Origin of the sequence: Actinomyces marseillensis, assembly GCF_900155605.1 — a bacterium.
Taxonomy (GTDB): domain Bacteria; phylum Actinomycetota; class Actinomycetes; order Actinomycetales; family Actinomycetaceae; genus Pauljensenia; species Pauljensenia marseillensis.
The window spans coordinates 1,077,856-1,103,903 of the sequence record NZ_LT707420.1; the positions used below are offsets into that span (position 1 = coordinate 1,077,856).

The 26,048-nt window shown below is 57.4% G+C and carries 25 protein-coding genes; 17 read left to right on the forward strand and 8 right to left on the reverse strand.

Annotated features, from left to right (window positions below; translation table 11 throughout):
- The first annotated feature begins 237 nt into the window (after window positions 1-237).
- Window positions 238-1,227: a malate dehydrogenase gene (locus BQ8011_RS04725; RefSeq protein WP_034502699.1), complete on the forward strand. Its 990-nt coding sequence runs from the start codon at window positions 238-240 to the stop codon at window positions 1,225-1,227.
- 118 nt (window positions 1,228-1,345) lie between these two features.
- On the opposite strand, the gene BQ8011_RS04730 is transcribed toward BQ8011_RS04725, so the two are convergent.
- From BQ8011_RS04730 to BQ8011_RS04745, 4 genes are read right to left on the reverse strand one after another with little or no spacing between them, the layout of a single operon-like run.
- Window positions 1,346-2,230 (reverse strand): metal ABC transporter permease, encoded by an 885-nt coding sequence (locus BQ8011_RS04730; RefSeq protein ID WP_072455278.1) that lies wholly within the window; start codon window positions 2,228-2,230, stop codon window positions 1,346-1,348.
- Window positions 2,224-3,072, reverse strand: coding sequence for a metal ABC transporter permease (locus tag BQ8011_RS04735; RefSeq protein WP_072455280.1), 849 nt, complete (start codon window positions 3,070-3,072; stop codon window positions 2,224-2,226). Before BQ8011_RS04735 ends, BQ8011_RS04730 begins: the two co-directional genes overlap by 7 nt.
- Window positions 3,065-3,817, reverse strand: coding sequence for a metal ABC transporter ATP-binding protein (locus BQ8011_RS04740; protein ID WP_106406402.1), 753 nt, complete (start codon window positions 3,815-3,817; stop codon window positions 3,065-3,067). The genes BQ8011_RS04735 and BQ8011_RS04740 overlap by 8 nt, the downstream gene beginning before the upstream one ends.
- Window positions 3,818-3,823: 6 nt before the next feature.
- Window positions 3,824-4,993, reverse strand: coding sequence for a metal ABC transporter substrate-binding protein (locus BQ8011_RS04745; protein WP_072455284.1), 1,170 nt, complete (start codon window positions 4,991-4,993; stop codon window positions 3,824-3,826).
- Window positions 4,994-5,257: 264 nt separating this feature from the next.
- Between BQ8011_RS04745 and glyA the strand changes: the two genes are divergently transcribed.
- From glyA to BQ8011_RS04795, 10 genes are all read left to right on the forward strand, one after another.
- Entirely contained in the window at window positions 5,258-6,547 is a 1,290-nt protein-coding gene (gene glyA / locus BQ8011_RS04750) for a serine hydroxymethyltransferase (RefSeq protein WP_072455286.1), read from the forward strand.
- Entirely contained in the window at window positions 6,544-7,446 is a 903-nt protein-coding gene (locus BQ8011_RS04755) for a bifunctional methylenetetrahydrofolate dehydrogenase/methenyltetrahydrofolate cyclohydrolase (RefSeq protein ID WP_072455288.1), read from the forward strand. The genes glyA and BQ8011_RS04755 overlap by 4 nt, the downstream gene beginning before the upstream one ends.
- Window positions 7,447-7,752: 306 nt before the next feature.
- Window positions 7,753-8,976 carry an arginine deiminase gene (locus BQ8011_RS04760; RefSeq protein WP_072455290.1) on the forward strand — a complete coding sequence of 408 codons (1,224 nt, stop codon included), beginning with the start codon at window positions 7,753-7,755 and terminating at the stop codon, window positions 8,974-8,976.
- Between the two features lie 54 nt (window positions 8,977-9,030).
- Entirely contained in the window at window positions 9,031-10,041 is a 1,011-nt protein-coding gene (argF, locus tag BQ8011_RS04765) for an ornithine carbamoyltransferase (protein ID WP_072455292.1), read from the forward strand.
- Between the two features lies 1 nt (window position 10,042).
- Complete coding sequence (gene arcC / locus BQ8011_RS04770; RefSeq protein ID WP_072455294.1) at window positions 10,043-10,966, forward strand: carbamate kinase; 924 nt, start codon at window positions 10,043-10,045, stop codon at window positions 10,964-10,966.
- A 245-nt stretch (window positions 10,967-11,211) separates the two neighbouring features.
- Window positions 11,212-12,339, forward strand: coding sequence for a serine/threonine protein kinase (locus tag BQ8011_RS04775; protein ID WP_072455296.1), 1,128 nt, complete (start codon window positions 11,212-11,214; stop codon window positions 12,337-12,339).
- A 223-nt stretch (window positions 12,340-12,562) separates the two neighbouring features.
- Entirely contained in the window at window positions 12,563-13,579 is a 1,017-nt protein-coding gene (locus BQ8011_RS04780; RefSeq protein WP_231945264.1) for a DMT family transporter, read from the forward strand.
- Window positions 13,576-14,964, forward strand: coding sequence for an MFS transporter (locus tag BQ8011_RS04785; RefSeq protein WP_072455299.1), 1,389 nt, complete (start codon window positions 13,576-13,578; stop codon window positions 14,962-14,964). The genes BQ8011_RS04780 and BQ8011_RS04785 overlap by 4 nt, the downstream gene beginning before the upstream one ends.
- A gap of 175 nt (window positions 14,965-15,139) precedes the next feature.
- Entirely contained in the window at window positions 15,140-15,742 is a 603-nt protein-coding gene (locus tag BQ8011_RS04790; protein ID WP_083429930.1) for a TetR/AcrR family transcriptional regulator, read from the forward strand.
- Between the two features lie 223 nt (window positions 15,743-15,965).
- Complete coding sequence (locus tag BQ8011_RS04795) at window positions 15,966-17,525, forward strand: amino acid permease (RefSeq protein WP_231945265.1); 1,560 nt, start codon at window positions 15,966-15,968, stop codon at window positions 17,523-17,525.
- 132 nt (window positions 17,526-17,657) lie between these two features.
- On the opposite strand, the gene BQ8011_RS04800 is transcribed toward BQ8011_RS04795, so the two are convergent.
- From BQ8011_RS04800 to BQ8011_RS04810, 3 genes are all read right to left on the reverse strand, one after another.
- Window positions 17,658-18,638 carry a hypothetical protein gene (locus tag BQ8011_RS04800; RefSeq protein ID WP_072455301.1) on the reverse strand — a complete coding sequence of 327 codons (981 nt, stop codon included), beginning with the start codon at window positions 18,636-18,638 and terminating at the stop codon, window positions 17,658-17,660.
- Window positions 18,639-18,886: 248 nt separating this feature from the next.
- The gene (locus BQ8011_RS04805; RefSeq protein ID WP_072455303.1) at window positions 18,887-19,312 is read right to left on the reverse strand and encodes a hypothetical protein; all 426 of its coding nucleotides are present in this window, start codon (window positions 19,310-19,312) and stop codon (window positions 18,887-18,889) included.
- A gap of 38 nt (window positions 19,313-19,350) precedes the next feature.
- On the reverse strand, window positions 19,351-19,728 hold the full coding sequence (locus BQ8011_RS04810) for a hypothetical protein (RefSeq protein WP_157884987.1): 378 nt from the start codon (window positions 19,726-19,728) through the stop codon (window positions 19,351-19,353).
- A 414-nt stretch (window positions 19,729-20,142) separates the two neighbouring features.
- Here BQ8011_RS04810 and BQ8011_RS04815 point away from each other — a divergent pair, with 414 nt between their 5' ends.
- The 4 genes from BQ8011_RS04815 to BQ8011_RS04830 all read left to right on the forward strand — a co-directional run bounded on the left by BQ8011_RS04815 (window position 20,143) and on the right by BQ8011_RS04830 (window position 23,659).
- Window positions 20,143-20,424, forward strand: coding sequence for an HU family DNA-binding protein (locus BQ8011_RS04815; protein ID WP_009409106.1), 282 nt, complete (start codon window positions 20,143-20,145; stop codon window positions 20,422-20,424).
- 267 nt (window positions 20,425-20,691) lie between these two features.
- Window positions 20,692-21,465: a glucosamine-6-phosphate deaminase gene (gene nagB / locus BQ8011_RS04820; RefSeq protein ID WP_072455307.1), complete on the forward strand. Its 774-nt coding sequence runs from the start codon at window positions 20,692-20,694 to the stop codon at window positions 21,463-21,465.
- Between the two features lie 62 nt (window positions 21,466-21,527).
- Window positions 21,528-21,863 carry a DUF3039 domain-containing protein gene (locus BQ8011_RS04825; RefSeq protein ID WP_072455308.1) on the forward strand — a complete coding sequence of 112 codons (336 nt, stop codon included), beginning with the start codon at window positions 21,528-21,530 and terminating at the stop codon, window positions 21,861-21,863.
- A 20-nt stretch (window positions 21,864-21,883) separates the two neighbouring features.
- On the forward strand, window positions 21,884-23,659 hold the full coding sequence (locus tag BQ8011_RS04830) for a DEAD/DEAH box helicase (protein ID WP_072457653.1): 1,776 nt from the start codon (window positions 21,884-21,886) through the stop codon (window positions 23,657-23,659).
- 101 nt (window positions 23,660-23,760) lie between these two features.
- Here BQ8011_RS04830 and BQ8011_RS04835 read toward each other — a convergent pair whose 3' ends face one another.
- On the reverse strand, window positions 23,761-25,092 hold the full coding sequence (locus tag BQ8011_RS04835) for a nicotinate phosphoribosyltransferase (RefSeq protein ID WP_072455310.1): 1,332 nt from the start codon (window positions 25,090-25,092) through the stop codon (window positions 23,761-23,763).
- Between the two features lie 87 nt (window positions 25,093-25,179).
- Between BQ8011_RS04835 and BQ8011_RS04840 the strand changes: the two genes are divergently transcribed.
- Together BQ8011_RS04840 and BQ8011_RS04845 are read left to right on the forward strand one after the other, a co-directional pair.
- Entirely contained in the window at window positions 25,180-25,470 is a 291-nt protein-coding gene (locus BQ8011_RS04840; RefSeq protein WP_072455312.1) for an ATP-dependent Clp protease adaptor ClpS, read from the forward strand.
- A complete protein-coding gene (locus BQ8011_RS04845) occupies window positions 25,467-26,042 on the forward strand; it encodes a DUF2017 family protein (RefSeq protein ID WP_072455314.1) in 576 nt (191 codons plus the stop codon). Before BQ8011_RS04840 ends, BQ8011_RS04845 begins: the two co-directional genes overlap by 4 nt.
- Window positions 26,043-26,048 lie beyond the last annotated feature (6 nt).

The window sequence follows — 26,048 nt, forward strand, 5'->3', positions numbered from 1 at the left end:
GGAGAGTCCTTCTTTTCACTCACCCAAACATGGTAGTCCCGGTCGCTTGCACTTCAGCGGGACTTAAAAGACCCGCGCTCGTGATGGACATCACAAGCAAAAATGGGGTATTCGAGTCCCACTTGGGACTGCTGACACCGCGAAGATCAGGGGAGAGGCAATAGGCTTAAGGGGTAACGATCATCAGATCGTCGCGGCGCTGTGCGTCGCACGAAATAACTGAAGGAGTGCCCAATCATGGCAGAACCTCGTATTGTCACCGTCACCGGTGCAGCCGGAAACATCGGTTACGCCCTTCTTTTCCGCATCGCCTCGGGAGCTGTCTTCGGACCCGATACCCCCGTTAAGCTCAACCTGCTTGAGATCCCCCAGGGCGTGAAGGCTGCTGAAGGCACCGCAATGGAGCTGGATGACTGCGCATTCCCGCTGCTCGCCGGTGTCGATATCTTCGATGACGCCACTGCAGCATTCCAGGGAACTAACGCTGCCTTCCTCGTGGGCGCAATGCCTCGCCGTGCAGGCATGGAGCGCGCCGATCTGCTCGAGGCAAACGCCGGTATCTTCGGTCCTCAGGGCAAGGCCATCAACGATGGTGCAGCTGAAGACGTGCGCGTCCTGGTCGTTGGCAACCCGGCCAACACCAACGCCACCATCGCTGCTCACGCAGCAGGCGACGTTCCCGCATCGCGCTTCACCGCCATGATGCGTCTGGATCACAACCGCGCAGTGTCGCAGCTGGCACACAAGACCGGTGCTGCTGTGGCCGACGTGAAGAACCTGGTTGTTTGGGGTAACCACTCTGCTGACCAGTACCCCGATGTCTCCTACGCGACCGTTGGTGGACAGGCTGCGTCCGGTCTTGTTGACGAGGCCTGGCTCTCGGATTACTTCCGTCCGACCGTTGCCAAGCGTGGTGCGGCCATCATCGAAGCTCGTGGCGCATCCTCGGCCGCTTCCGCAGCAAACGCTGCAATCGACCACATGCGCGATTGGGTTCTGGGAACCCCCGCGGGTGAGTTCACCACTGCCGCCATCATGACTGATGGAGAGCACTACGGTGTTCCCGCCGGCCTGTGCTTCGGCTTGCCCGTCACCTCTGATGGTGGCGAGTGGCAGGTTGTCGAGGGCCTGGAGGTTTCTGAGGCAACTCGCGCTGGCATCGATCACAACATTGCTGCTCTCCAGGACGAGTACAACACCGTCAAGGAGCTCGGCTTCATTAAGTGATCTCGCCGAAACTTACGGTTTGATCAAGAGTCGGTTCGCCTGACTTTCTTGGTCTAACTGCTTGAGGGGCGCCGCAATGCGGCGCCCCTTTTGTCTGCTCACGCGCTGCTTTCATGCCTCATTTCTCTGGTGCATAACGCGCCGCCGCTGGGGTTGAGCCGGCTTTCGGCCTCGAGGCAAGTGCCTCCCAAGCCGCGCACCCGCAGAAGAAAAGTCCGGAAGCTAAGGCAATGCACCCACCCGAGGACAGCTCAGTCAGAAGAGAAAACCCAAAACCGAAGGCGCACACTGCAAGGGCCACGCATGCCGATGCTGCCATTAAGACTCCGGGGCGGGAAATGAATCGCATCAAACCGGCGCTCGGTGCAATCAGTAAGGCCAAAGGGAGCAATGTTCCCACCGCGGGAATCATGACAATGACACAAACCGTGATAAGAGCGGAGATAAGCGCGTCGGTGAGTGCGCAGGCGTTGGGGGAAGAACGAAATGCTGCTCGGTATCCCTGTTCATCGAAAGACAAGAGGAGAATGTGGCGTCCTCGTAGCGCAAGAAGAGCAAGTGCGCCAAGCGTTGCTGTAGCGGCCAATGCAATATCCATTGGAGTAACAGTCATGATTGACCCAGTGAGGAAGCTCGAAATCTGCAAGGGCAAGGGGGCAAACCATTTCGAGAGGAAATAGCCCAAGGCAAAACTGAAGGTCAAGACGACCCCGGCAGCGGCCCCGCCTGAGACTCCGGGGATTCGTGCCAGAGCGCTCATTAACGCGGAAAGAGGCAAGCACAACCCCAGTGCGCCCAAGAATACACACAGCGCAAGAATGCTGTGATCCCTGGTAAAAACCGATGCGCCTACAACACCGATCACCGCGCCGGGAAAGGCTCCGTGCGTGATTGATTCAGCAAAGAACACGCGGCCGCGCAAGACAGTCATCGTTCCAACGATTCCAGAGAGAATCCCCAGTAGCCCAAGTTCGCACAGAGGAAGGATAAGGATCGCTAACATGTCGTCACTCGCTTTCGCGCGCTGTTAATTCCGACGATGAGTGCGCACAGAGCCACCTGGGTCAGAGCAACCGAGGCTTGGGGTGAAATAGGACGGGAAAAGGGAAGAAGAAGAGTCACCATTCCCAGCGCACCACCCGCGCAGGAAAGAAGTACCGAATAGGCCAGCATCTGCCTCGGCGATGAGGAAAGAAGGCGGGCGGCGAGTGCGGGGACAATGAGGTACCCCACGACCAAAAGAACACCAATTGCCGAGGCCCCCGCGACGACGACTGCGCACATCGCGGCGTTGAGGCAGACATCGCACAGCGTCGTGGGTACTCGCGCGGCGCCAGCTCCCGCCCTGTCAAAGGCACACATGAGCTGAGCGCGCCACGAAAGAAGGACTAGAACGCAGGCGAAAAGGCAAAACACGAGGGAAATTGCCATGCGCTGGGGAGTAACCTCCAGAAGGCGGCCAAACATCAAGGCCTCCATTTGTCCTGACATATCGCCTTTTTTCAGCGAAATGATGACGCCGAGCGCGAAGAAGGAGGTCAGGACAACTGCCGCAGCGGCCTCGTGCGCGCGGTGCCGCATCGCCCAGGTCAATGCGGCGGCAACGAACACTGCGCAAATTCCTCCGCCCGCGGGGATCCAATCGATACCGCCGAAAACCGCGCCGACGACGATCCCGGGGAAGATCGAGTGGACCGAGGCCTCGGCGCCGAATTGCCAGTTGCGTAGATTGACCAGGGTTCCAACCGCGCCCGATGCAATCCCGAAGAGAACAAGGAAGAACAGAGGACGGAGGAAAAAGGGAGACTGCCACAGGGGCGGAGCGCTTACGATCGCGTTAAACATTGTTAATCCCGCCGAAAGCTTCATTGATGATTTCCGGACGGAAAACTTGAGAGGTCGGCCCGTAGGCAACTTGGCGTCCAGCCACGATGAGGCTCTCATCGCACACTTCGGTTGCGACCCGATAGTCATGGGTTGAAATCATGAACGCGGTTCCCTGTGCTTTTGCTTGGTTGATGAGCGAGAGAAGAGCTTCGCGGTTGGGCTCATCCAAACCGTTGAAAGGTTCGTCAAGCAATACCATGCGAGGCTTGGCGACCAGGGCGCGCGCGACCAGAACACGCTGGCGTTGGCCGCCGGAAAGGGTCCCAAAGCGCTCGCGGGCGCGATCGGCTAAGCCAATCTGTTCTAATGCTGCGCTGACCTCTTCTTTCTGTTCACGGCTGAGTGGACGCAGAGGCTTTGTCTTGGGGTACATTCCCATTTCGACGACCTGACGAAGGTTGATTGGGAAACTCAGGTCGATGTCGCTGTTTTGTGGGACGTAGCCGAGGAAATCCAGCGGGCAGCTCAGTTCTCCGGAGATGAGTTGGGCGCTTCCCAAGAGCGCTCGCATGAGCGTTGTCTTTCCCGATCCATTTGGACCGATCAAAGCGAGGGCATGTCCGGGGCTGAGCGAGAGGGTGATTCCCGTCAGGACCGGTGTCTGGGAATAGCCGATGCTGGCATTTTTGGCTGAGAAGACAGTGGCGCCAGCATCGCGGCCCTCGTCAGGCTCCGAAAACATAGGAGCGTCTGCGTTCATCATGCTCGCCTAACGCGTGAGTTGCTCGGGCAGGGGAGCAAGCGTTCCGTCCCATGCCCGTGTCATGGTTGTGACGTTATGGATGATCGAGCCGATGTAGGTTTCTCCTTCGCTTCCCACGGGGCCAAGTGAATCCCCGTAGAGTGCGTCGTCGCCGATGATGGCCTTGACTCCAGCGGCGCGCGCAATCGTTTCAATCGACTTTGAGTTATTGGAGTTCTCAGCGAAAATCGCGCTCGCTCCGGATTTCTTCACTTCCTCGGTTGCCTGTGCGATGTGCTCAGCGGTTGCATCCTGCTGTTCGTTGAAATCAGACAGTGCAGCACCGATAAAACGAATGTCGTAGCGTTTCGACAAGTATCCGAAGGCATCGTGGGAGCTAAAGAGGACGCGCTTATCAGCGGGAACGCTGTCAAAGCTGGCCTTCGCCCACGCATCGAGGGAATCGATACGCTTTGCGTATTCTTCGGTTGCCGCACTGTATGCCTCGGCGTGATCGGGGTCCGCCGCTGAGAGGAATTCACCGATGTTGCGAACCTGCAGGGCTGCGTTCGCTGGAGAGGTCCAGACGTGAGGATCGTAGGCGAACTCCGGCTCGCTCTCTCCTTCTTCCGGTGGGAAAGGCCAAGGTGCGGCCTCGACAGTGTGCGTGCCACGGGAAACGGAATAGGGGAGTTGCTTGTCGCGCTGTTCCTGGCCCTGGGGATCCTTGAGGTCGGCGGCAGTGAGGACTCCTGAGGTCACTCCCATCGTTCCTTTGAACCCGGAGGCGCTCACGGCCTGATCCAGGAAATGCTCGAGGTCGACGCCCGAGACGAGCAGGACTTTCGCCGACGCAAGTGCTTGCAGTTGCTGGGGAGTCATTTCGTGCTCGTGTGCCGAGGCGTTGGGGGCAAGCAGGCAGGTGAGCTGCACTTTTGCGCTGGCTTGCTCGGCGGGGGCCCCAATATGGGATTGCGTTCCCGAGGCATCAGTTTTATCGAGTGATATGGAGTTTTGAGCCGAGGGCTGCTGCGCAATTTGGGTGACATAGTCGCAGATCTGGGTGGTGCTTGCGACGAGGGAGAGTGAGGTGGAGCCCGACTGTGAAGATGCAGTTGAGCACGCGGCGATCGAAGTCGCACCCAGTAGGCAGGCTGCTGTGGCGGCAAGGAATGAACGCGAGTAAGCGACGGACATTGAAGTTCCTCTTCATTGGGGTGATGTTTACTTATATCTTTATCAAAGTTCGCATGACCGAACTTTGATAAAGGTTATCACAATTCACGAAAGTTAGGTAGGCCTTTGTTCCCGAGGAGGCCTCGCGCTTGTGGCTCTCAAAGCGCTCAGTACGCACTATGCATGTCATTTTTGGGCGCGATCTTGCCAAATTGGCGCTGTGGGGTAAGGTTGATCCAAATTCGCCGGGCACGCGTGGCCCCCGGACTCGCAGAAGGACTGAAGATGGATACGCTCAACGATTTGCCACTGCGCCAACTCGACCCTGAAATTCAAGCGGTTCTGGATCAGGAACTGGAACGCCAGCAGAACACGCTCGAAATGATCGCCTCGGAAAACTTTGTTCCGCGTGCGGTTCTTGAAGCGCAGGGATCTGTCCTGACCAACAAGTACGCCGAGGGCTACCCCGGTCGTCGCTACTACGGTGGATGCGAGTTCGTCGATGTTGCGGAGTCTCTTGCGATTTCGCGCGCGAAGGAAGTCTTTACCGGCGCGGACTACGTCAACGTCCAGCCTCACTCGGGTGCGCAGGCGAACGCGGCGGCTCTCATGGCAATGGCGAACGTCGGTGATACTCTCCTCGGTCTCTCCCTTGCCCACGGCGGCCACCTCACTCACGGCATGCGCATCAACTTCTCGGGTAAGAACTACCACGCTGTTGGTTACGAGGTTGATCCGCAAACCATGCGCATCGAGCCTGAGCAGGTTCGCGAGGCCGCGCTTCGTGAGCGTCCCCGCGTGCTGATCGCGGGATGGTCGGCCTACCCTCGTCACCTTGACTTTGCTGCGTTCCGCGAAATTGCGGACGAGGTCGGTGCGGCGCTGTGGGTCGATATGGCGCACTTCGCAGGCTTGGTTGCTGCAGGCTTGCATCCCTCCCCGGTTCCTCATGCCGATATCGTCACCACGACCGTCCACAAGACTTTGGGCGGGCCTCGTTCGGGAATGATTCTGTCCTCGCGCGGTGAACAGTGGGGTAAGAAGCTTGACAGTGCGGTCTTCCCCGGTCAGCAGGGTGGTCCGCTGATGCATGTCGTCGCTGCGAAGGCGATTTCCATGAAGGTCGCTCAGACAGAGGAATTCAAGGATCGTCAGCAGCGAACCCTTGATGGTGCGCAGGCAATTGCTCAGCGTCTCTTGGCGCCCGATGCACAGGCAGCGGGAATTCGCCTTGTCACGGGTGGTACCGATGTGCACCTCGTCTTGGTGGATCTGGTGAACTCCTCATTGGATGGCCAGCAGGCCGAAGACCTGCTCCACGAGGTTGGTATCACGGTTAATCGCAATGCGGTGCCTTTCGACCCGCGTCCCCCAAGGGTGACCTCGGGGCTGCGCATTGGAACTCCCGCGCTGGCAACGCGCGGTTTCAGCATTGCTGATTTCGAAGAAGTTGGCGACATTATTGCGACTGCTCTCATTCAGGGCACAAGCGGGAGTGTTGATGTCGATGGATTGCGTGCGCGCGTGCGCGCTCTCACCGATGCTCACCCCCTGTACGCGGGGCTCAACCAATGAGAGCTCCGTGGGAAGGTGACGCACGCGTTCTGGACGGCACGGCGTGCGCGGCTCAGATCAAAGATGAGCTTCGAGGCCGAGTTCAGGCCTTGCGGGAACGGGGAGTAGTCCCTGGCCTTGGTACCGTCTTAGTAGGGGAAGATCCCGGTTCGGTCGCTTACGTCGCCGGTAAGCATCGTGACTGCGCGGAAGTGGGTATTGAATCGATTCGCGTCGATTTGCCTGCCGAGGCTTCGCAGGAGGAAATCCTTGCGGCAGTCGAAAAGCTGAACGCTGATCCCGCTTGCACGGGTTTCATCGTTCAGCTGCCACTTCCTCGCGGCGTTGATACGAATCGAATTCTCGAGGCGATTGATCCGGATAAGGACGCCGATGGTCTCCACCCGACAAATCTTGGGCGACTCGTGCTGCGGGGGAGCGAAGCTATTACCTCGCCTCTACCGTGTACGCCGCGCGCTGTCATCGAGCTGATCGAGCGCAATGGGATCGATCTTAACGGCGCGGATGTATGCGTCGTCGGGCGAGGCGTTACGGTTGGGCGATCAATCGGGCTTTTGCTCACACGCAAGGATGTCAATGCAACGGTGACTATCTGTCATACGGGAACCTGTGATTTGGCGATGCATACTCGAGCTGCGGATGTTGTTGTCGCAGCCACAGGCTATGCGGGGCTTGTTACTGCTGAGATGGTGCGACCTGGCGCGGTTGTTCTTGATGTCGGGGTCTCCCGCGTGGTGAGCCCAGATACTGGGAAAGCGCGTTTGATGGGAGATGTGGCTGATGGAGTTGATCGCGTTGCTGCTTGGCTGTCACCTAATCCTGGGGGAGTGGGGCCGATGACGCGCGCGCTCCTTCTGATGAATGTTGTCGAGGCCGCAGAGCGCTACGTGAAAGGCTGAAGATTCGCCTCGTTGATCTCTTCACACTGAAAGCCTGGGTTGTCCCCCAGGCTTTCAGTGTGTTCTGTGTCACATGTGACGAATATTTCAGGAATATATTCTTTTGTTTACTTATCGGACAAATTTGCCTAGCCTAGTCCGGTCGATACATTTCGCAGGAATAAGGGACTTTTGTCCGCATATTTATGCAGGCTAAGCATTTTCACAGCTTTGGACAAGTGATTTTTCTGGAACGAAGTGGTACGCTTGTTCCATCTCCAGGTGATCTAACTCATGATGCGAAGAAGCAGAAGAGGACCACAAGAAATGCAACCAAGTGTTACTTCCGAGATCGGGCGCCTCCGCCAGGTGATCATTCATCGCCCCGGACGCGAAATGCTGCGCCTGACCCCATCGAATATGGAACATCTCCTTTTCGATGACATGCTTTGGCTTGAGCACGCTCAAGCAGAGCACGACGACTTCGCGAACTCCCTGCGCACTCAGGGAACAGAGGTCCTCTACTTCCAGGATCTACTGGCCGAAGCAATGGATATTCCTGCGGCTCGCCAGCATGTTCTGACCTCTGTATTCACCGAAGAGAGCCACGGCGTTGCGATTGCCGAAGCGATGCGCGCCTACGGCGAATCCCTTACGGGAGCTCAGCTTGCAGAACTCATGGTTGCAGGCCTGACCAAGGAAGAATTCGCCGAACTCAACCTCGGCCCCATTTCTTCCGTGATCTACGACGCTATGGGTCCGACCTCTTTCGTTGTCGCCCCTCTGCCGAACCACCTCTTCACTCGCGACACCTCCTGCTGGGTTTACGATGGCGTTGCAATCAACTCGATGCGCAAGGAAGCACGTCGCCGCGAGACCATTAACTACGAAGCGATCTATAACTACCTCCCGCGTTTCCAGGACCCCTCAATCAAGAAGTGGTGCAACGGCAACGAGGCAGGCCCGGCAACCGTTGAAGGCGGAGACGTCCTGGTTATCGGAAATGGCGCTGTGCTGGTCGGCATGAGCGAACGCACCACCCCTGCCGGTGTTGAGCGAATGGCTCGTCGTCTCTTCGGCAACAGCGAGGTCAAGCAGGTTATCGCCTTGGATATGGCCAAGGAACGTGCACAGATGCACCTCGATACCGTCATGACCCAGGCTGACTTCGGAGTCTTCACCAAGTACGCTGGCATGGGAATGGTTGAATCCATGACTCTGACCTCCGACGGTGAAGGCGGCATCAAGGTCGCAGCACACGATCCTCAGGACATGCACAAGGTCATCGCACAGGCCCTCGGCTTGGATGATATTAAGATCCTGACTCCTCCGATGGATGCCCTCGCAGCAGAACGCGAACAGTGGAACGACGGCTCCAACGTCCTCGCGGGCGCCCCCGGCGTTGTCTACGCCTACGAGCGCAACATCACCACCAACGACTTCTTGACCGAAAACGGCATCACAGTGATCACTGTCCCAGGCGACGAGCTTGGCCGAGGCCGTGGCGGCCCGCGCTGCATGTCGTGCCCGGTCGTGCGTGAAGCGGTCTGAGCGGCCTGCCCTCCACGCGGAAGAAACAACAAAACTCTCTGAAAGGAAACAACAATGGAGTTCCCCCTGCACGGACGTCACTTCTTGAAGGAAACCGACTTCACCGTTGAAGAGTGGCTCTACCTTCTCGATCTGGCGGCCGAACTGAAGGCCGCAAAGAAGGCCGGCCGCGAGGTTAAGTACCTCGTCGACAAGAACATCGCGCTGATCTTCGAGAAGACCTCGACCCGTACCCGCTGCTCCTTCGAGGTTGCGGCATACGACCAGGGCGCACACGTCACCTACCTGGATCCCTCCGGCTCCCAGATGGGCCACAAGGAATCCGTCGCCGACACCGCTCGCGTTCTCGGCCGCTTCTACGACGGCATTGAGTTCCGTGGCTCCAAGCAGGCACACGTTGACGAGCTTGCTGCTCTGTCCGGTGTTCCGGTGTGGAACGGTCTGACCGACGACTGGCACCCCACCCAGATGCTCGCTGACCAGCTGACCATGCTCGAGGCCTCCGGCAAGAAGCCGAACGAAATCAGCATCGCTTACGTGGGCGACGCCCGCAACAACGTCGGCAACTCGATCCTCATCTCCTGCGCCATGATCGGCATGGATGTCCGCATGGTTGCCCCCAAGGAACTCTTCAACGCTCCCGAGGTCGTTGCAGCTGCTGAAGAACTCGCAGCAAAGTCCGGTGGCAAGGTCCTCGTCACCGACAACATCGAAGAGGGCGTCAAGGGCGCAGACTTCATCTACACCGACATCTGGTTGTCGATGGGTGAAAGCAAGGAAAAGTGGGATGAGCGCATCGCTCTGCTCCGTCCCTTCCAGGTTAACGCTGAGCTCATGGCAGCAACCGGAAACCCGGACGTCAAGTTCCTGCACTGCCTGCCTTCCTTCCACGACATCAACACCACCGTTGGCCAGGACATCTTCGAGAAGACCGGTATGGGCAACGGCCTGGAAGTGACCAACGACGTGTTCGAGTCTCCCGCTTCGATCGTCTTCGATCAGGCTGAGAACCGCATGCACACCATCAAGGCCGTCATGGTCGCCACCCTCGGAGAAGAAAAGTAACATGCGCATCGTAGTTGCACTGGGCGGTAACGCCCTCCTCAAGCGCGGTGAAAAGCCGGACGCTCGCAACCAGATTGAAAACGTCAACCTGGCAGCAGAGCAGCTCGCTAAGCTCGCAAAGGACCACGAACTGGTCATCACCCACGGCAATGGCCCGCAGGTTGGTGTCCTGGCACTGGAATCCGCATCCGATGCTCGTCTGTCCGAGCCCTACCCCTTCGATACGCTGGGTGCAGAAACCCAGGGCATGATCGGCTACTGGCTCCAGCAGGGTGTGAAGAATGCTCTCCCCAGTGCCAATGTCATGGCTTTGATCAACCAGACTCTGGTTCTGGCCGACGATCCCGCCTTCGCGAACCCCACCAAGTTCATTGGCGAGGTTTACTCGAAGGAAGAAGCTGAGAAGCTTGCCGCAGAGCGCGGTTGGGTTGTCAAGGCTGACGGTGAATACTTCCGCCGCGTCGTGGGCTCGCCCAAGCCGCAGCGCGTGATTGAAACCCCGCTCATCAAGGTCCTCCTTGATGCCGGCGCCACGGTGATCTGTGGCGGTGGCGGCGGCGTTCCGGTCGTTCGCAACGGCGAAGGCAAGCTCGAAGGCGTCGAGGCTGTTATCGACAAGGACCTGACGGCAGCTGTCATGGCAGACTCCCTCGAAGCGGACATGCTGATCATCCTGACCGACGTTGATGGTGCACAGCTTGACTACGGCACCCCCAACGCTCGTCGCATTGATCGCGCAACCCCGGCCGAGATGCGTGGATACGGATTCCCCGCTGGCTCAATGGGCCCGAAGGTCGAGGCCGTGTGCCGTTTCGTCGAGCTGACCGGCGGCGTCGCTGCAATCGGTCGCCTCGAGGATGCCACGAAGATCATCGCCGGTGATGCCGGCACGATCGTGACGCCCGACGGAACCTACAACGCCTGATAAGGCTCAATAGCACTTCCGCTTCCCCCTCACGCTCCACACACCTCCCGAGGGGGAAGCGGACCCAAGGGCCACAGTGCCCAAGGGAACCAAGCTTCTTCGGGGAACCGAAGAAGGGCGGGAAAACCCGCCCACTTGGAGATCGCCAACTTTGGTTGGCAACTGTTTCGAGAGCGGTTTTCTCCGCCATCCCTCAAAGAAATTTGGGGATAAATTAACAACACACTCACAAGGGAGTGAACACAATGACGAAGATCGTCAATTCCTGGAATGATTTCGATCCGCTGAAGCACGTTATCGTTGGCCGTGCAGACTTCTCCGTAATTCCGCCCGAAGAGCCCGCAACCTCCGAAAAGGTTCCGGTTGACTCCGAGATGCGCGGCATGTGGGGACCCCGTCCTACCGCCACCGTTGAAGCAGCTAACGAGCAGCTCGACAACTACGTCAAGATCCTCGAAGGCCTCGGCGTCAAGGTTGACCGCCCGACTCCTCTGCAGTGGAACCAGGAGATCAAGACTCCCGACTTCCGCACCGAGTCCGGCTTCACCCAGATGCCTCCTCGTGACATCCTGCTCACGATGGGCAACGAGATCCTCTCCTCAGCAAACTCCTTCCGCTGCCGCTACTTCGAGTACCTGGCCTACTGGCCGCTCATGAACGAGTACTTCGAGCAGGACCCCGAGTTCCTCTGGACCCAGGCTCCCCGTCCTCGTCTGACCGACAAGTCCTACAAGCACAACTACTACGATGAGCGCATCACCATCGAGGAGCGCCTCGTTCGTACCGCTAACAAGGACTTCGTGACCACCGAGTTCGAACCCATGTGGGACGCAGCTGACGTCATGCGCGTTGGTAAGGATCTGTTCATCCAGCACGGCCTTACCACCAACCGCAAGGCAATGGAGTGGTTCAAGCGCTACTACCCCGATTTCCGCGTTCACGCTGTGAACTTCCCCGGTGATCCCTACCCGATCCACATCGACGCGACCTTCGTGCCGCTGCGTCCGGGCCTGATCATCAACAACCCCCACCGTCGTCTGCCCGAAGAGCAGCGCAAGATCTTCGAAGCCAACGATTGGCAGATCGTTGACGCCGCAGATCCGGCACACACCACCCCGCCGCCGCTGTGCTACTCCTCGGTGTGGTTGTCCATGAACTGCTTGGTCATCGACCACAAGACCGTCTGTGTTGAGGCCTCTGAGGTCCACCAGATGGAGCAGATGGACAAGCTGGGCATGAACGTCATCCCCGTTCCCTTCCGTGATGCTTACGCATTCGGCGGCGGCCTGCACTGCGCGACCGCTGACGTTTACCGTGAAGGTGGCTGCGAGGATTACTTCCCCAACCAGGTCGACGATCCCACGCTGGTCTGACGATCTAAAGGCTAGGCCCCCCCGATTCCTCCAATTCTGTATCGGGGGGGCCTACCCCCTATCTGCACAAGAATTCCCCGGTGGTGAATGTCGTGACTAGCCGGGGAGTAACGGGGACGTGGTTGCCCAATCGGGAACGCTAATCGAGCTTGTTGTTCCCACTAAGCCCGCGGACCTGGTTCTGCTGAAGCATTAACACTTCCAGGTTTTAGAAAGGACGAAGATGTCCACACAATCTAGCTACAAAATGAACGACAAGCTCGGTGTCATCATGATCCTCATTGCTGCTACCGGTATGGCAATGGTTGGTACCTTCTCGCGTGGCGCTACAAAGGGACTGCTCCCAGAAGACAAAGCGGTTATCGGTTCGTTCTTGTCCTTTGGTCGTATGACCACCGCGATGTTTGGCTTCCTGCTCATCGCGATCATTACCGGAAAATTCCATGATCTGTGGAAGGCTAAGGTTTCCTTCTCGGTCATCATGGGTGGCGTGAGTATTGGCCTGTCTCTCGGTTTCTACATTTCGTCGACTCTGATGACGTCGATTGCAAACGCAGTCTTCTTGATCTACACCGGTCCTTTGTTCTGCGCGATTTTGGCCCGAATCTTCCGTAAGGAACACATCAGCCTTATGGCGGGCGGATTCCTGGCAATGGTCTTCGTCGGCATGCTCATGACCATAGGAATCATCGACTGGGAGAACGGACACCTGAGCTTCGGTCTTGACCTTTCAGGTGCCAGCGCAGAGTACCCGCAGAAGCCTCTTGGTGACCTCTTCGGCTTCCTCTCCGGCGTTTTCTACGGCCTCTCGATGTTCTTCTACGGCTACCGCCGCGATATGGACTCCACCGTTCGTGGATTCTGGAACTTCGTGTGCGCCGCAAGCGCTGCACTCGTCATGAGCATCATTCTGCGTCCCTGGCACGGCGTCGCATCCTTCACCGCTTCTAACTGGGGCTGGGCTGTCATCCTCTTCATCGTCTGTGGTTTGATCGCCCTTGGTTCACTTGTTGTCGCTGGCCGTAACCTTGTCGCTGTGAAGATCTCGACGATCTCCTACTGGGAATGCCCGGTTGCTATTTTCCTCGGTGTCGTCGTTTGGGGCGAGAGCATGACCGTCATGGGTGCCATCGGTGGCCTGCTGATCATTGTCGGCGGCATTGGCCCGATCTTGTTTAGGGATAAGGCCGCGGCTCCCGTAGAGGAGGGGGATGCACTTCAGGAGGTCGAGGCGCGATGAGTGGTCAAGCACCGTCTGATAGTGGCAACGAACACCACACCTTCCTCCATCATGAAATGAGCGCCGAAGAACAGGAGAAACTCAAGACTCTCAGGCGCGCTGCTGGCGCCTCGTTCATCGGTAACTTTATTGAGTGGTTTGACTACGCCTCGTACGGCTACCTGGCAGCTGTCATCGGTACGGTCTTTATCCCTTCCGAGGATAAGAACGTCCAGCTGATTTCAGCATTCGCCATCTTCGCAATGTCCTTCATCCTGCGTCCCGTTGGTGGTCTCATCTGGGGAATTTGGGGTGACAAATATGGTCGTCGATCGGCCCTTTCCTGGTCGATCCTCATCATGTCGGGTTCGACATTCCTAATTGCGTTCCTGCCAGGACATAAGACAATCGGTCTAGCTTCAGCCATCTGCCTTCTCGTCCTCCGTATGATCCAGGGCTTCTCGGCCTCGGGTGAATACGCTGGAGCGGGAACATTCCTTGCAGAATATGCACCGCCGAAGAAACGCGGTATGTATACTGCGCTGGTTCCCGCATCGACTGCAGTTGGTTTGCTGGCCGCATCGTTCTTGACCGCCTGCCTCTTCCACTTCCTGTCGGATGCACAGATCGAATCGTGGGGATGGAGGATCCCATTCCTCCTTGCAGGTCCCCTCGGGATGATCGGCCGCTACATCCGACTCCACCTGGAAGACTCGCCAACCTACATTGCGATGAAGGAAGCGATCAGCGGAGGACAAAAGCAGAGCGTACCAATGTCGAAGGTCCTCAGGGACCACACCCGTACGATTTGTGTCTCCTTCGGCGTGGCATCGCTGAATGCAGTCGCCTTCTACCTGTTGCTGAGCTACATGCCGACCTATGTTGAGCAGGAACTTGGCTTCTCGTCAGATTTGGCTACGGCACTGTCGACTGCACCGCTGATTGTCTACATCGGCTCGATCATGGTGATGGGTCACCTGTCAGATACGCACGGACGGCGAAAGATGCTGCTGATTGCATCGGTTGCCTTCATCGTCCTGACAGTTCCGATCTTCATGCTCATGGGAACTCGTAACGTCTGGGTCGTCCTTCTGTGTGAAATTGCATTTGCAATCATGCTGACGATCAACGACGGTACCTTGGCGACCTTCCTCGCCGAGTCTTTCCCGACCGAGGTTCGCTACACCGGATTCGCATTGTCCTTCAATACGGCGAATGCTCTTCTTGGTGGAACCGCTCCGACAATTGCCACGGCACTGATCCAATACACGGGTTCGTCCCTGGCACCCGCCTACTACCTGGCGTTCATTGCCTTCTTGGCGCTCACTGCCATGCTTGCGATTCCACAGCACGCGACAAGTGCTCTCGATCGTGAGCAAGCGGAAAGCGCCCAGTCTCAGGGGTAACAGGAAAATAGAACTCGGAACCTTTGCACGGTGTTGCGACGGCAAAGGTTCCGAGTTCTTTTTCTCACCTATTTCAATCAGCAAAAGACATAGGTGGGGGATAGTATGACCGTTAAGCGCATAACCCTGAATAAATAAGATTTTTTAGGACGCTCGTACTAGAAAGGGGACCCAGATGTCTGCTGGCGCAATCTCGCACACTGCAAGTACGCGAAAAGGCTTCGATAAGCGCCAGCTGATCATTGACGCTGCTGCCACCTTGCTTCGTGAGGGTGGTCCGGAAGCGGTTTCACACCGTTCCGTCGCGCGGCTTGCCGGGTGCTCTTTATCCGCAACAACATACTATTTTGACGGTCTTGAGGATCTTCTTCATCAAGCGGGTCTGGCTAACATGAGTCGTTGGTCTGAGCGTGCCGAACGTGCTGCGTTTAGAGCTCGCAAGCTCAAGAGTGATGCTTCGGTAAAGGAACGGATCGATTTGATCCTTTCTGCGACGCTTCCTGATGATGAAAATCTTAAAGGGCACTATGAGCAGCTCGTCTCCGCGGGCGGAGCGGCGCTTGTGGCCAGTGCATATCAATTCGGTCGTGTTCGACTCAATATTGCGGTAACAACTGTTTTGTCGGCGGTCGGGGTTGACCTTCCGGCTGAAGTTGTTATTGCGCTTGTTGATGGCGCTGCCGTTTCTGCGCTTTCTGAAGGTCGTGATGTTCGCCTCACCGCCTTTGAGCTTCTCGATAGTGCGTTACATAAATATTGGAAAATAGACATAGTTTAGGCGTGTGGATTGGCCTAAACGATGGCTGTTCCTCATAAGCTGTGTCCGCTTGTCCAATTAATGGGATCGTAAAAAGAAAGAAAAGTCCGCAATCTTGCCATTTCTGCTGCAAAATTTCTGCGATTACGCTGGGAATGAATAGTATTGGCGATGCATAGTAGTACACTCGTACCACTAACTTGAGCCTTGGCTCAGGTCACAAAAGATTCGTAGGAGAATCATTATGTTCTGGTCGCAACCTCAAATAAAAGAAGATTCTGCAGGCCTCGATGCGCAGCAATGCGGCGGTTGCGGGAAGGTCGCTGAGCGCACAGATCTCAAGCGTGGTCTGAGCGGTCGACACATGCAGATGATCGCCATCGGCGGTGCGATCGGAACCGGTCTCTTCGTCGCCTCGGGCGCTACGGTTTCAACGGCCGGTCCGGGGGGCGCGCTCGTCGCCTACACGGCAATCGGCCTCATGGTACTTCTCCTGATGCAGTCGCTCGGTGAAATGAGCGCGCACATGCCGGTTGTCGGCAACTTCCAAACCTATGCCGCGCGCTTCATTAGCCCTTCCTTTGGCTTCGCGATGGGGTGGAACTACTGGTTTAACTGGGCCGTAACGGTCTCAGCTGACCTTGTCGCCTCGGGAATCGTCATGTCCTACTGGTTCCCGGACGTTCCTGGGTGGATGTGGGCAGCGGGCTTCCTTGTCCTTCTCACCGTTTTGAACGCGCTTAGTGCGCGGGTTTATGGCGAAGCCGAGTTCTGGCTGGCAACCATTAAGGTCGTGACCATCATCGTCTTCCTGGTCTCCGGTGTTGCCATGATCTTCGGCATTTTGGGCAACGGGTCGCCTGGCTTTGCGAACTGGCGCATTGAAGACGCGCCCTTCCATGGCGGATTCTTGCCGATCGTCACGATCTTTATGATCGCCGGCTTCTCATTCCAAGGAACCGAGCTTGTTGGCGTTGCTGCAGCAGAATCGGGCAATCCTCACCGTGATGTGCCTCGCGCCATTAAGTCGGTCTTCTGGCGCATCATGTTCTTCTACATTGGTGCTATCGCCATTATCGGTACGCTGATTCCATTCACTGACCCGAACCTGTTGCGCAGCAGTGAATCGGATATCGCATACTCGCCCTTCACCCTGGTCTTCGACCGTTTGGGCATCGCAGCCGCCGCAGCCGTGATGAATGCGGTCATCTTGACGTCGATTCTCTCGGCCGGTAACTCGGGCCTCTATGCCTCTTCGCGAATGCTGCACTCGATGGCTCTCATTGGCCAGGCCCCCCGCGTTTTCTGCCACGTGACGAAGAGGGGAGTCCCGCTTAATGCGATGCTCGCTACTGCTGCCGTTTCGGCTCTTGGCTTCTGCACGGCGCTGGTTGGTGAGGGAACGGCATACACCTGGTTGGTGAGTATCGTCGGTGTTTCGGGAATCTTTATGTGGCTAGGTATTGCGGCGTGCCATATTCGTTTCCGTCGCGCCTACCTGCTCCAGGGTTACAAGCTCGAGGACCTGCCGTATTGCGCGCCATTCTTCCCCTTCGGACCGATTTTGGCTTTCGGTATGTGTCTGATCGTGCTTCTCGGCCAGAACTACGAGGCGATCTTCCTTGGCCAGATGTGGGAGATCATCTCGGCATACATTGGTGTCCCGCTCTTCTTGGGAGTCTGGCTGGGCTACCACCTCATCAAGAAGGACCGCATGACACCGCTCGCTGAGCTTGATGTTCGTGGAGTGACTCGCGAGCAGATCGAAGAAGATATCGAGCGCACCAAGCACTACGACGACTGATTCGATACGAACTAGCGCCGAGGTCTGAAATCCACGTGGGGTTTCGAGGCCTCGGCGCTCGCGTTTATTCAGTTCTCCGCACCCGCTAGCTTCTGTGCGTCAGTTGATTGCCGAGGCCGGGGTTGCGTGAGGTCAGCGGCCACCTTCACTCCAGCGTCCGTTCGGGTTGCCGTTGGACCACTGTCCATCCTTGTAAATCTCGTTGCCGCTATTGTCATGGCAGGTGGTAGAACCGTTGGTCTTGAGAGTGCAGTTGTAGCCGAGGCTGGGGTCTGATTCTTCGGTATAAGTCCAGTATGTTTCTCCGCTGGAGCGTCCCTGAGAAGCGCCAGCGGAACCGGCTGACTGTGAGGCGGAGCCGCCACCGTTAGAACGTGAATGGGAAGAGGAAGCGCCGGTCGAGCGAGAAGCCCCAACGCTGGACGAAGCAGCAGAGGCCTGCTCGGCTTCCCACTGGCCTCGTGAATCGCGAACCTGATTCGACTTCTCGCCCAAAGCATGTACAGCATCGGTGAGCTTCTTTTCCTCATCGACGTTCCACTTGCGGTCATCGCCCACGTGCGAGCGATTCTTCACAGCTTCGTGTGCTTCGTCAATAGTCTTCGTGGTGTCGTCGATGGTGGACTGTAAGCCGTCACGGGTCGCATTGTCCTTGACTTTCCCATCGGTTTCACCCATGAGATTCTTCGCGTCATTCAGGGCTTGATCTGCCTTGTTGGCAGCCTCATCAAGCTTCTTAATGGTCAGATCGTCGAGTTCACCCGCGATGGGGGCCAGAGCAGCGTTGAGCTTGTTGGTGGAGGTCTTAGCCTGATCGAGGACCTTCTTCAGCGACTCGATCTTCTCGTTACTGGCCTTCGTATTGTTGGGAGCCTCAGTCAGAGCGGTAACAGTCGCGTCCGAATCAGCGTAAGTAGCTTTAAGTGCGGTTACGTTCTCGGAAGCGAGAGCGTATTCGTCAGCCAAAGCGATAGAAGCCTGTGCAGCGGCGCGTGCAGTAGTGAAGTCATTTTCTGCATCGACCAATTGAGCTTGAACATCTTTCACGGCCGCGGCAGTTGAATGCGCGGTAAAGGCATAAGCTCCGCTCGCTGCAATCGCGATGATGACCACCCCGGAGAGCGTAAAGAATCCACGTCTCCGGCTGGGTGAGGCCGTCGCTTGCTGGTCACGTGAGGGTGTGGAAACGGGATCTGTTGAATCAAGATCAGTGGAAGAAATCGAGCGTACGTGCGGACATCCTTCAAATCGAATACTGCATGTGTCGGGATATTTTCCGTGTACGTCCAGTAGCTTTTAATGTGCTGAACTCCTTGTGTGATCTCTTCCCTTCTTGGAGTTCGAGGACTGAGACGTCCGCACTATTTTCGATGTCGTGGTTTCGCCTGATTCTGAGTTGTTCGTCGTCCGGGAATGACTTTATCGAGAATCCAGATGATGGCACTTTGGACGAAAGAAACCTCTGTCACGATGTAGGCAATGGTCGCAAGCGTGGGGAGAAAGAAGAATACGATAGCGACATTGGATACGCGAAAGGTGCACTCTGACGCACAAAACAAGAGTGCTTTTGCGTGCGCTAATGAGTAGATACTCAGTGCAGTGTAGGGGAGGAGTCCCCACTTATTGACAAGATTCTGTTTCTTTTGATCGGAATAGTCTGTTTCTTTGAGGGCCCACCAAATCAAGCGCTTGAATGCTGCAATGCTCAGAAAACCAATGAAAATCACCACGAGTACGATGCTGGAATCGTGGGATAGGGATGATGGCGAGAGAACAGACGAATTCATGATTCAAGCATAAGTCGCTGTCGCAGTATGAGGTTTTCCTAGTGCTCGTCTTGGGGTGGGAGTGTTTGGCCTGGCGGTAGGTGTTCTTTGGCGTTGTCGAGCAGATTGGGGTCGGGTGTGAAGCAGAAAGTGATTGTTTCTGGTGAGTTGCCCCATCGTGAAAGAGTGATGCCGGTGAGCTCGAAGGTTCCGGTGCCGGGGATTGTGACAGGCTCTCCTTCAATGAGGTCACCGTTATAACCAGGTAGTGGAGGATCGTATGCCCACCCGCCATCTAGAGTTGTTTTCATTCTGCCGTTTTCAATCCAGGCTCCTGAAAAGACAAAACTCGGATCGATGCTTCCTTGGACTGGGTAGAAGACGGCGTTGGAATGTACTGCGGCCGTTTGGCAGGGTTGTGACATGGGTTCTTTCACTTCGTAATGCTGTGTGCATCCGGCGAGTAATAGTGGAATTGTGAGAGCGGTGCTCAGAAGCAGGGCTGTTGGCTGTCTTTTGACCATTACGAAATTTCTCCGATCGTGACATTGGGAACTCCCATGGCAGCCATCCTCCAAGCGGTCTTCGTCGACTAGTTCGCACACTACCGTCCTTTGCTCCGGTTTGAAGACATTTTCATCAATCGTCATCGAACTGCGATCAAGCCGTAACTGAGGTGCAAGAAGAGCAATTCTGTGTCGCTCGACACAAAAAGCGCTCAAAAAACTCCAAAAAATTAAGACACGCCCCGAAAAGTCGCGGAAAAGCTGACAAAACTGGGATTCATTCCCTAATCTGTTCCCTGAAGCCACCAAAGTGGCATCCATAACCGACAAGAATGAGGTTTTTCTATGTCCGTCAACCGCACTGAACTTGTTGCCAAGATCGCCGAGCGCGCCAACATCTCGAAGGTCCACGCTGACGCCGCCCTTGCTGCGTTCCAGGATGTCCTCGTTGAGTCCCTGTCCAAGGGTGAGACCGTCAAGGTGACCGGCCTGCTCTCCGTCGAGCGCGTTGAGCGTGCAGCCCGCACCGGCCGTAACCCCCGTACCGGCGAAGAAATCAAGATCCCCGCAGGCTTCGGCGTCAAGCTCTCCGCTGGCTCCACCCTGAAGAAGGCTGTCGCCAAGTGACCTCAGCTCTACGCTGAAATGCGTTGACGCAATCTTTTGCGTCCCAACGCACGCGTGAATAGTGTGCCCCGGTCTTCGTGATCGGGGCACAACTGTATCTCGCACAGATCACACCCGCCTATTTCTCCTCGCTCCAAAGCTGGGTGTAAGCTGAAGGTACACAAACTGTACACACAGGCGTGTTCGTTGCTTGGCCTCGTAACCCCATACTGAAGCGGCCACAGCCTCGCCCGCGCCTTGCGATCCCAACATCAATGAGGAGTTTCAATGCGGATTGCCATCCTGCCCACCCCCGAAGATATTGCCGTCGTCGCAGCCGACCGTATCCAACAGCTCCTCGCGCGCAAGCCCACCGCTGTTCTTGGCCTCGCAACGGGATCGACCCCTCTTCCTCTCTACGACGAACTGACAAAGCGCTGCGAAGCAGGCCAAATCTCCTTCGCCCAGACCCAGTCCTTCAACCTCGACGAATATGTCGGCCTGCCCGAAGACCACCCCGAAGGCTACGCAAACTTCATCCACCGTTTCCTTGTCGACCGCGTAGATTTCCCCAAGGGCGCCGCGCACGGCCCCAACGTGTGGACCGGCGACAACGATCAGGCCGCAGCAGACTACGACAAGGCAATCCGCGACGCCGGCGGCATTGACCTCCAGATTCTCGGAATCGGCGCAGACGGACACATCGGCTTCAACGAGCCCGGCGGGTCCTTTGCCTCGCGCACCCACGTCGACGTGCTCACCGAGCAGACCCGCCGCGACAACGCGCGCTTCTTCGACGGAGACATCACCAAGGTTCCGACCCACTGCATCACCCAGGGCCTAGGAACCATCATGGAATCCGGAGAAGCACTCTTGATCGCCACCGGCGCGGGTAAGGCAGAGGCCGTTCGTCAGCTGGTCGAAGGCGCGATTTCTGCACGTTGGCCTGCGACGATCCTCCAGATGCACCCCAACGCGGTCGTCCTCCTGGACGAAGACGCAGCAGTCGGCCTGGAACTGGCCGATTTCTACCGCGAGGTCTGGGCTAAGCACCAAGCGTAATTCCAGTATTCGCGGCCGTTTCTGATCCACATCGGAAGCGGCCGCGTCATACAATAGGGCACATGTCTTTTCTCGATGAACCCCAGGGATCTTCCGCGCCGCAGGGCCCGCAAACCCAGTCTTCGACAGGTCTGCTTGAGCGCACCGAGGTTGAACAAGAGAAAAGCCCCGGCGACGGCGATCGTTTCGCTCACTTCGTGCGCCGCGACAAGGCTGATTCCTCAATGATCACGGGGCAACCCGTTGTTGCCCTCTGCGGCAAGGTCTGGATTCCCACTCGGGATGCCTCTAAGTACCCCGTGTGCCCCACATGCAAGGAACTTCGTGATTCGATGGGCAAGAACGGGCGCAATTGGCCCTTCTCTGATGGGGGAGATCAGGGGGGCAGCGCGCAGTGACTCCCGCCGCGCAAGGCCCTTTGCACGCTTCTTCTTCCGCAGTCACTTCTCTTCCTCCCGCTTTTCCCCGCCGAGCCCCCTGGGGGACCGCGGGTAGCCTTCGAGCGTGGCAAGCTGCAGCCTTGGAACAGTACATGGCTGCCTCTCCCAAGGATTTCCTTGCCGTTGCAACCCCGGGTGCCGGCAAAACGACCTTTGCTCTGCGCATCGCGGTCGAGCTGATGGGCGCCGGAGTAGTTGACAAAGTGACGATCGTTTGCCCGACCGAACACCTCAAGAGCCAGTGGGCCGAGGCAGCGGGTCGCGTAGGAATCCACATCGACCCCGCATTTTCGAACTCGCAGGGAATGGCAGGATCGCACTTTGACGGAGTGGCGGTCACCTACGCGCAGGTTGCGTCTAATCCCATGGTTCATGCCGCGCGCACGCGCCTGCACCGCACCCTGGTGATCCTCGACGAGATTCACCACGCGGGAGATTCCCTGTCGTGGGGCGATGGCATTCGCGATGCTTTTGACGAGGCCACGCGCCGCCTTGCCCTCACCGGCACTCCTTTCCGTTCCGACACCTCCGCCATCCCATTCGTTCGCTACGAAGAAGACGAAGAGGGGATCAAGCGCTCTCAAGCCGACTTCACCTACGGGTACGGCGATGCTCTGCGCGACTTCGTTGTGCGTCCGGTGCTCTTCATGTCCTACTCGGGACAGATGTCGTGGCGAACGAACGCGGGAGATATCTACACCGCGCGCCTTGGAGAACCTCTCACGAAGGACCTCATGAAACAGGCGTGGCGAACCGCTTTGGATCCCAAGGGAGAATGGATGAGCGCCGTTCTCCAAGCGGCTGATCAGCGCCTGGAAGAAGTGCGTCGCCAAGTCCCTGACGCCGGTGGTCTGGTGATTGCCGCAGATCAAGATAAAGCTCGCGCGTACGCTCGCCAGCTGCGTGCGATCACTGGGCATCGGCCAACCGTTGTCCTCTCGGACGACGCCGATGCCTCCGAGCGCATCGATGAGTTCCGCGAATCGACCGATAAGTGGATGGTCGCGGTGCGTATGGTCTCCGAAGGCGTGGACGTTCCCCGACTGAGCGTGGGGGTGTACGCAACCAACGCCTCGACTTCCCTTTTCTTTGCGCAGGCGGTTGGGCGTTTTGTGCGCGCCAGGCGCCGAGGCGAAACTGCGACGGTTTTCATTCCCTCCGTTCTTCCCCTGCTGAATTTGGCCGGGGAGATGGAAGTTCAGCGCGATCATGCGCTGAACCGGCCTCCCTCGAAAGAGGGGGACATGTGGAACCCCGAAGACGCCATGGTTGCTCAGGCGAACAAGACCGAGAGCGCCTCGAGTGATCTTCTCAACCAATTCGAGGCCTTGGGCGCGGATGCACAATTTGATTCTGTCCTGTTTGACGGGGCGGCTTGGGGGACCGAGGCCGATGTGGGCTCTGTTGAAGAGCAAGAATACTTGGGGATCCCGGGTCTCTTGGAACCCGAACAGGTAACGACTTTGCTTCGAGCGCGCCAAGAAGAACAGCTTGCCACCCAGCGCCGTGAGGCCAGTGCGAGGCGTGCACGCGAGGACAACGCGAATATCCCCGCTCACCGCGTGCGCGCGGCAAAACGCAAGGAGCTCTCTCGCCTGGTTTCTTCATGGTCGAGGCGTTCAGGGCAAGCTCACGCGACGATTCACGCGGAACTGCGCAGGCGAGCCGGCGGCCCCGAGGTCGCTCAGGCCACAACCGAACAGATCGAAGCCCGTATCGCGCTCTTACGCGAGTGGTTTGTCGGGCGCGGGTAGGCGGTTTATCCGAGGCTAGCTGACTTGGAAACGATAGACAGGTGTGGGGCTGCGGTGAAAGGAATCACCGCAGCCCCACGGCCGCAAACAGCGTTGAGTCCTTAGACGTAACGCGTTGGAATAGCAGGTTCGCCTTCGGAGAGGCGCCATGCTTGGTAAGGCAATTCATTACGCGAGCGCAAGTGACGAGCCTGTGCCTGAGCCAGAGCCTCAGAGCTCCATCCCTCGGCCAAGATCTCACCGTCAACAATGAGTGGAACCTGCAGGGGACGCGCGCCGTTTTCCTCAAAGAAAGCTGCAGCTTCTTCAGCGCTTCCCGTCACCAAGACTTCCTCGCTGGCATAGCCGTCTTCATCGTAAAGACGACCGGCATACTTCTTACCGGCAACGGTGTTCTTCGAAGCAGACTTCTTCGCAACACCCACCATATTTCCGTCACTGTCCTCGCGGGATACGAGTTTGTATACCAAGGCGGCGGTGGGGACGCCGGAACCGGTAATCAGACGTGTGCCAACACCGTAAGAATCGACGGGCGCAGCCCCCAGAGCAGCAATAGCGTACTCATCCAAATCGGAAGTCACAGTGATCTTCGTGGAGGTCGCACCGAGCGCATCCAGTTGTCCGCGAACCGTAAAGGCCTGAGCGACGAGGTCGCCACTGTCCAAGCGCACGGCGCCAAGCTCTCCACCTGCTGCGCGCGCGGCCTCGACAGCGGTCTTCACACCCTCGGTGACGTTGTAGGTATCAACCAAGAGAGTCGTCGAGGGACCAAGAGAAGCGATCTGAGCGTCGAACGCTTGGCGTTCGCTGTCGTGAAGCAGGGTGAATGCGTGGGCGGCAGTACCGATCACCGGGATGCCGTAGCGCTTGCCGGCCTCGAGATCTGAAGTGCCTGCAAAGCCGCCGATAACTGAGGCGCGTGCTGCAGAGACAGCTGCGCGCTCGTGGCCTCGGCGTGCACCCATGTCCAGGCAGGGGCGTCCGTGCGCGGCAATTGTCATTCGTGAAGCAGCAGAAGCAACTGCGCAGTCGTAGTTGTAGATCGACAGGAGGAGTGTCTCGAGGAGGGTACATTCGGCGAAAGTGCCCTCAACGGTGAGTAAGGGGGAGCCTGGGAAATAGCATTCGCCTTCCGCGTAGCCCGAAATCGTGCCCTTAAAGCGGAAATCGGAAAGGTATTCCAGCGCGGCGTCTGAGACGATTTTCTTCTCAGCCAACCACTGGATTTGTTCGGGGGAGAACTCGAAGCGCGCCATGGCCTCGAGAACGCGACCGGTCCCCGCGACGACGCCGTAGCGGCGAGTGGCGGGAAGACGACGCCCGAATAATTCAAAGACGCAATGTCGGTTCGTAGTTCCCGACTTCATTGCGGCATCGAGCATGGTGAATTCGTACATATCCGTCAGAAGCGACGTTTCAAATGATGCGGGCATATCTCAAATCTAATCGCATCTGTGGAAATATGTGCAAGAAATGCCAAAAATGCAGACAGGAGGGCATTTCCTGCGTAGGCTTAAGGTATGTCGGGCGTTCCTGTGACGGCGAAAAATCCCAATGTCGGGACCGTAAAAGCGTCGGTGCCGAGGTGGAACCTCATTGTCTGGGATGACCCGATTAACTCATTGGGCTACATCGCCGAAGTCCTTCACCGGCACTTCGGTTACCCGCGTCCTACGTGCGAAGCACTGACTTTGCAGGTGCACAGTGATGGAAAGGCCATCATCGCCACTGGGCTACGTGAACGCGTCGAAGCAGACCTACAAACACTTCACGACTACGGAGTGCAATCAACATTGGAGCGTGCCACGTGATCGGCCCCTTTACCGTCTCACGACGGGGAATCAGCGCACCGATTGGAAGGGACTACAACCTTCTGATCCAGCAGTTGATTCACGAAATACTCGTGGTCTTAGACGACCCGGGGGATTTCCCCATGTTCTTATCCGCTGCGACAGGACTCGAAAGTGAACGCGCAGCGGCAATCGATCCTGCCCTCGACTTCCTTCTTCCCCCCATGAGCGCAGATCCTCAGGAGGCTGCGCGGCTGCGCGCGCTGACCGAAGATACCCTGCGTTCACAAAAATCTGCGCGTCTGCGCACCGTGTGTAACCAACTCAACGAAGTGCTGGTCGACGGGACGAACTACCTCGTTCTCGATGAAGAATCGACGTGGAATTGGCTGGGTGCTCTGACCGACATGCGCCTTGCTTTGGCCGGGGAACTTGGGATTCACGACGATTCGGACCTGATCCGGATTGAGACAATTGCTCAGGAAAAACCTGAGGGAACACGCGAGCAAAGTGCAGCAGCCATCTACCTTCTGATGACATGGTGGCAAGAGTCACTGCTCAAATCAGTGCATCTCCAGGGTGAAGCGAGTTAGTTTCAT

Bases quoted from the DNA above. Each gene is read 5' to 3' on its own strand.
- BQ8011_RS04725 (WP_034502699.1), top strand. From the start codon at position 238: ATGGCAGAACCTCGTATTGTCACCGTCACCGGTGCAGCCGGAAACATC.
- BQ8011_RS04730 (WP_072455278.1), bottom strand. From the start codon at position 2,230: ATGTTAGCGATCCTTATCCTTCCTCTGTGCGAACTTGGGCTACTGGGG.
- BQ8011_RS04735 (WP_072455280.1), bottom strand. From the start codon at position 3,072: ATGTTTAACGCGATCGTAAGCGCTCCGCCCCTGTGGCAGTCTCCCTTT.
- BQ8011_RS04740 (WP_106406402.1), bottom strand. From the start codon at position 3,817: ATGATGAACGCAGACGCTCCTATGTTTTCGGAGCCTGACGAGGGCCGC.
- BQ8011_RS04745 (WP_072455284.1), bottom strand. From the start codon at position 4,993: ATGTCCGTCGCTTACTCGCGTTCATTCCTTGCCGCCACAGCAGCCTGC.
- glyA (WP_072455286.1), top strand. From the start codon at position 5,258: ATGGATACGCTCAACGATTTGCCACTGCGCCAACTCGACCCTGAAATT.
- BQ8011_RS04755 (WP_072455288.1), top strand. From the start codon at position 6,544: ATGAGAGCTCCGTGGGAAGGTGACGCACGCGTTCTGGACGGCACGGCG.
- BQ8011_RS04760 (WP_072455290.1), top strand. From the start codon at position 7,753: ATGCAACCAAGTGTTACTTCCGAGATCGGGCGCCTCCGCCAGGTGATC.
- argF (WP_072455292.1), top strand. From the start codon at position 9,031: ATGGAGTTCCCCCTGCACGGACGTCACTTCTTGAAGGAAACCGACTTC.
- arcC (WP_072455294.1), top strand. From the start codon at position 10,043: ATGCGCATCGTAGTTGCACTGGGCGGTAACGCCCTCCTCAAGCGCGGT.
- BQ8011_RS04775 (WP_072455296.1), top strand. From the start codon at position 11,212: ATGACGAAGATCGTCAATTCCTGGAATGATTTCGATCCGCTGAAGCAC.
- BQ8011_RS04780 (WP_231945264.1), top strand. From the start codon at position 12,563: ATGTCCACACAATCTAGCTACAAAATGAACGACAAGCTCGGTGTCATC.
- BQ8011_RS04785 (WP_072455299.1), top strand. From the start codon at position 13,576: ATGAGTGGTCAAGCACCGTCTGATAGTGGCAACGAACACCACACCTTC.
- BQ8011_RS04790 (WP_083429930.1), top strand. From the start codon at position 15,140: ATGTCTGCTGGCGCAATCTCGCACACTGCAAGTACGCGAAAAGGCTTC.
- BQ8011_RS04795 (WP_231945265.1), top strand. From the start codon at position 15,966: ATGTTCTGGTCGCAACCTCAAATAAAAGAAGATTCTGCAGGCCTCGAT.
- BQ8011_RS04805 (WP_072455303.1), bottom strand. From the start codon at position 19,312: ATGAATTCGTCTGTTCTCTCGCCATCATCCCTATCCCACGATTCCAGC.
- BQ8011_RS04815 (WP_009409106.1), top strand. From the start codon at position 20,143: ATGTCCGTCAACCGCACTGAACTTGTTGCCAAGATCGCCGAGCGCGCC.
- nagB (WP_072455307.1), top strand. From the start codon at position 20,692: ATGCGGATTGCCATCCTGCCCACCCCCGAAGATATTGCCGTCGTCGCA.
- BQ8011_RS04825 (WP_072455308.1), top strand. From the start codon at position 21,528: ATGTCTTTTCTCGATGAACCCCAGGGATCTTCCGCGCCGCAGGGCCCG.
- BQ8011_RS04835 (WP_072455310.1), bottom strand. From the start codon at position 25,092: ATGCCCGCATCATTTGAAACGTCGCTTCTGACGGATATGTACGAATTC.
- BQ8011_RS04840 (WP_072455312.1), top strand. From the start codon at position 25,180: ATGTCGGGCGTTCCTGTGACGGCGAAAAATCCCAATGTCGGGACCGTA.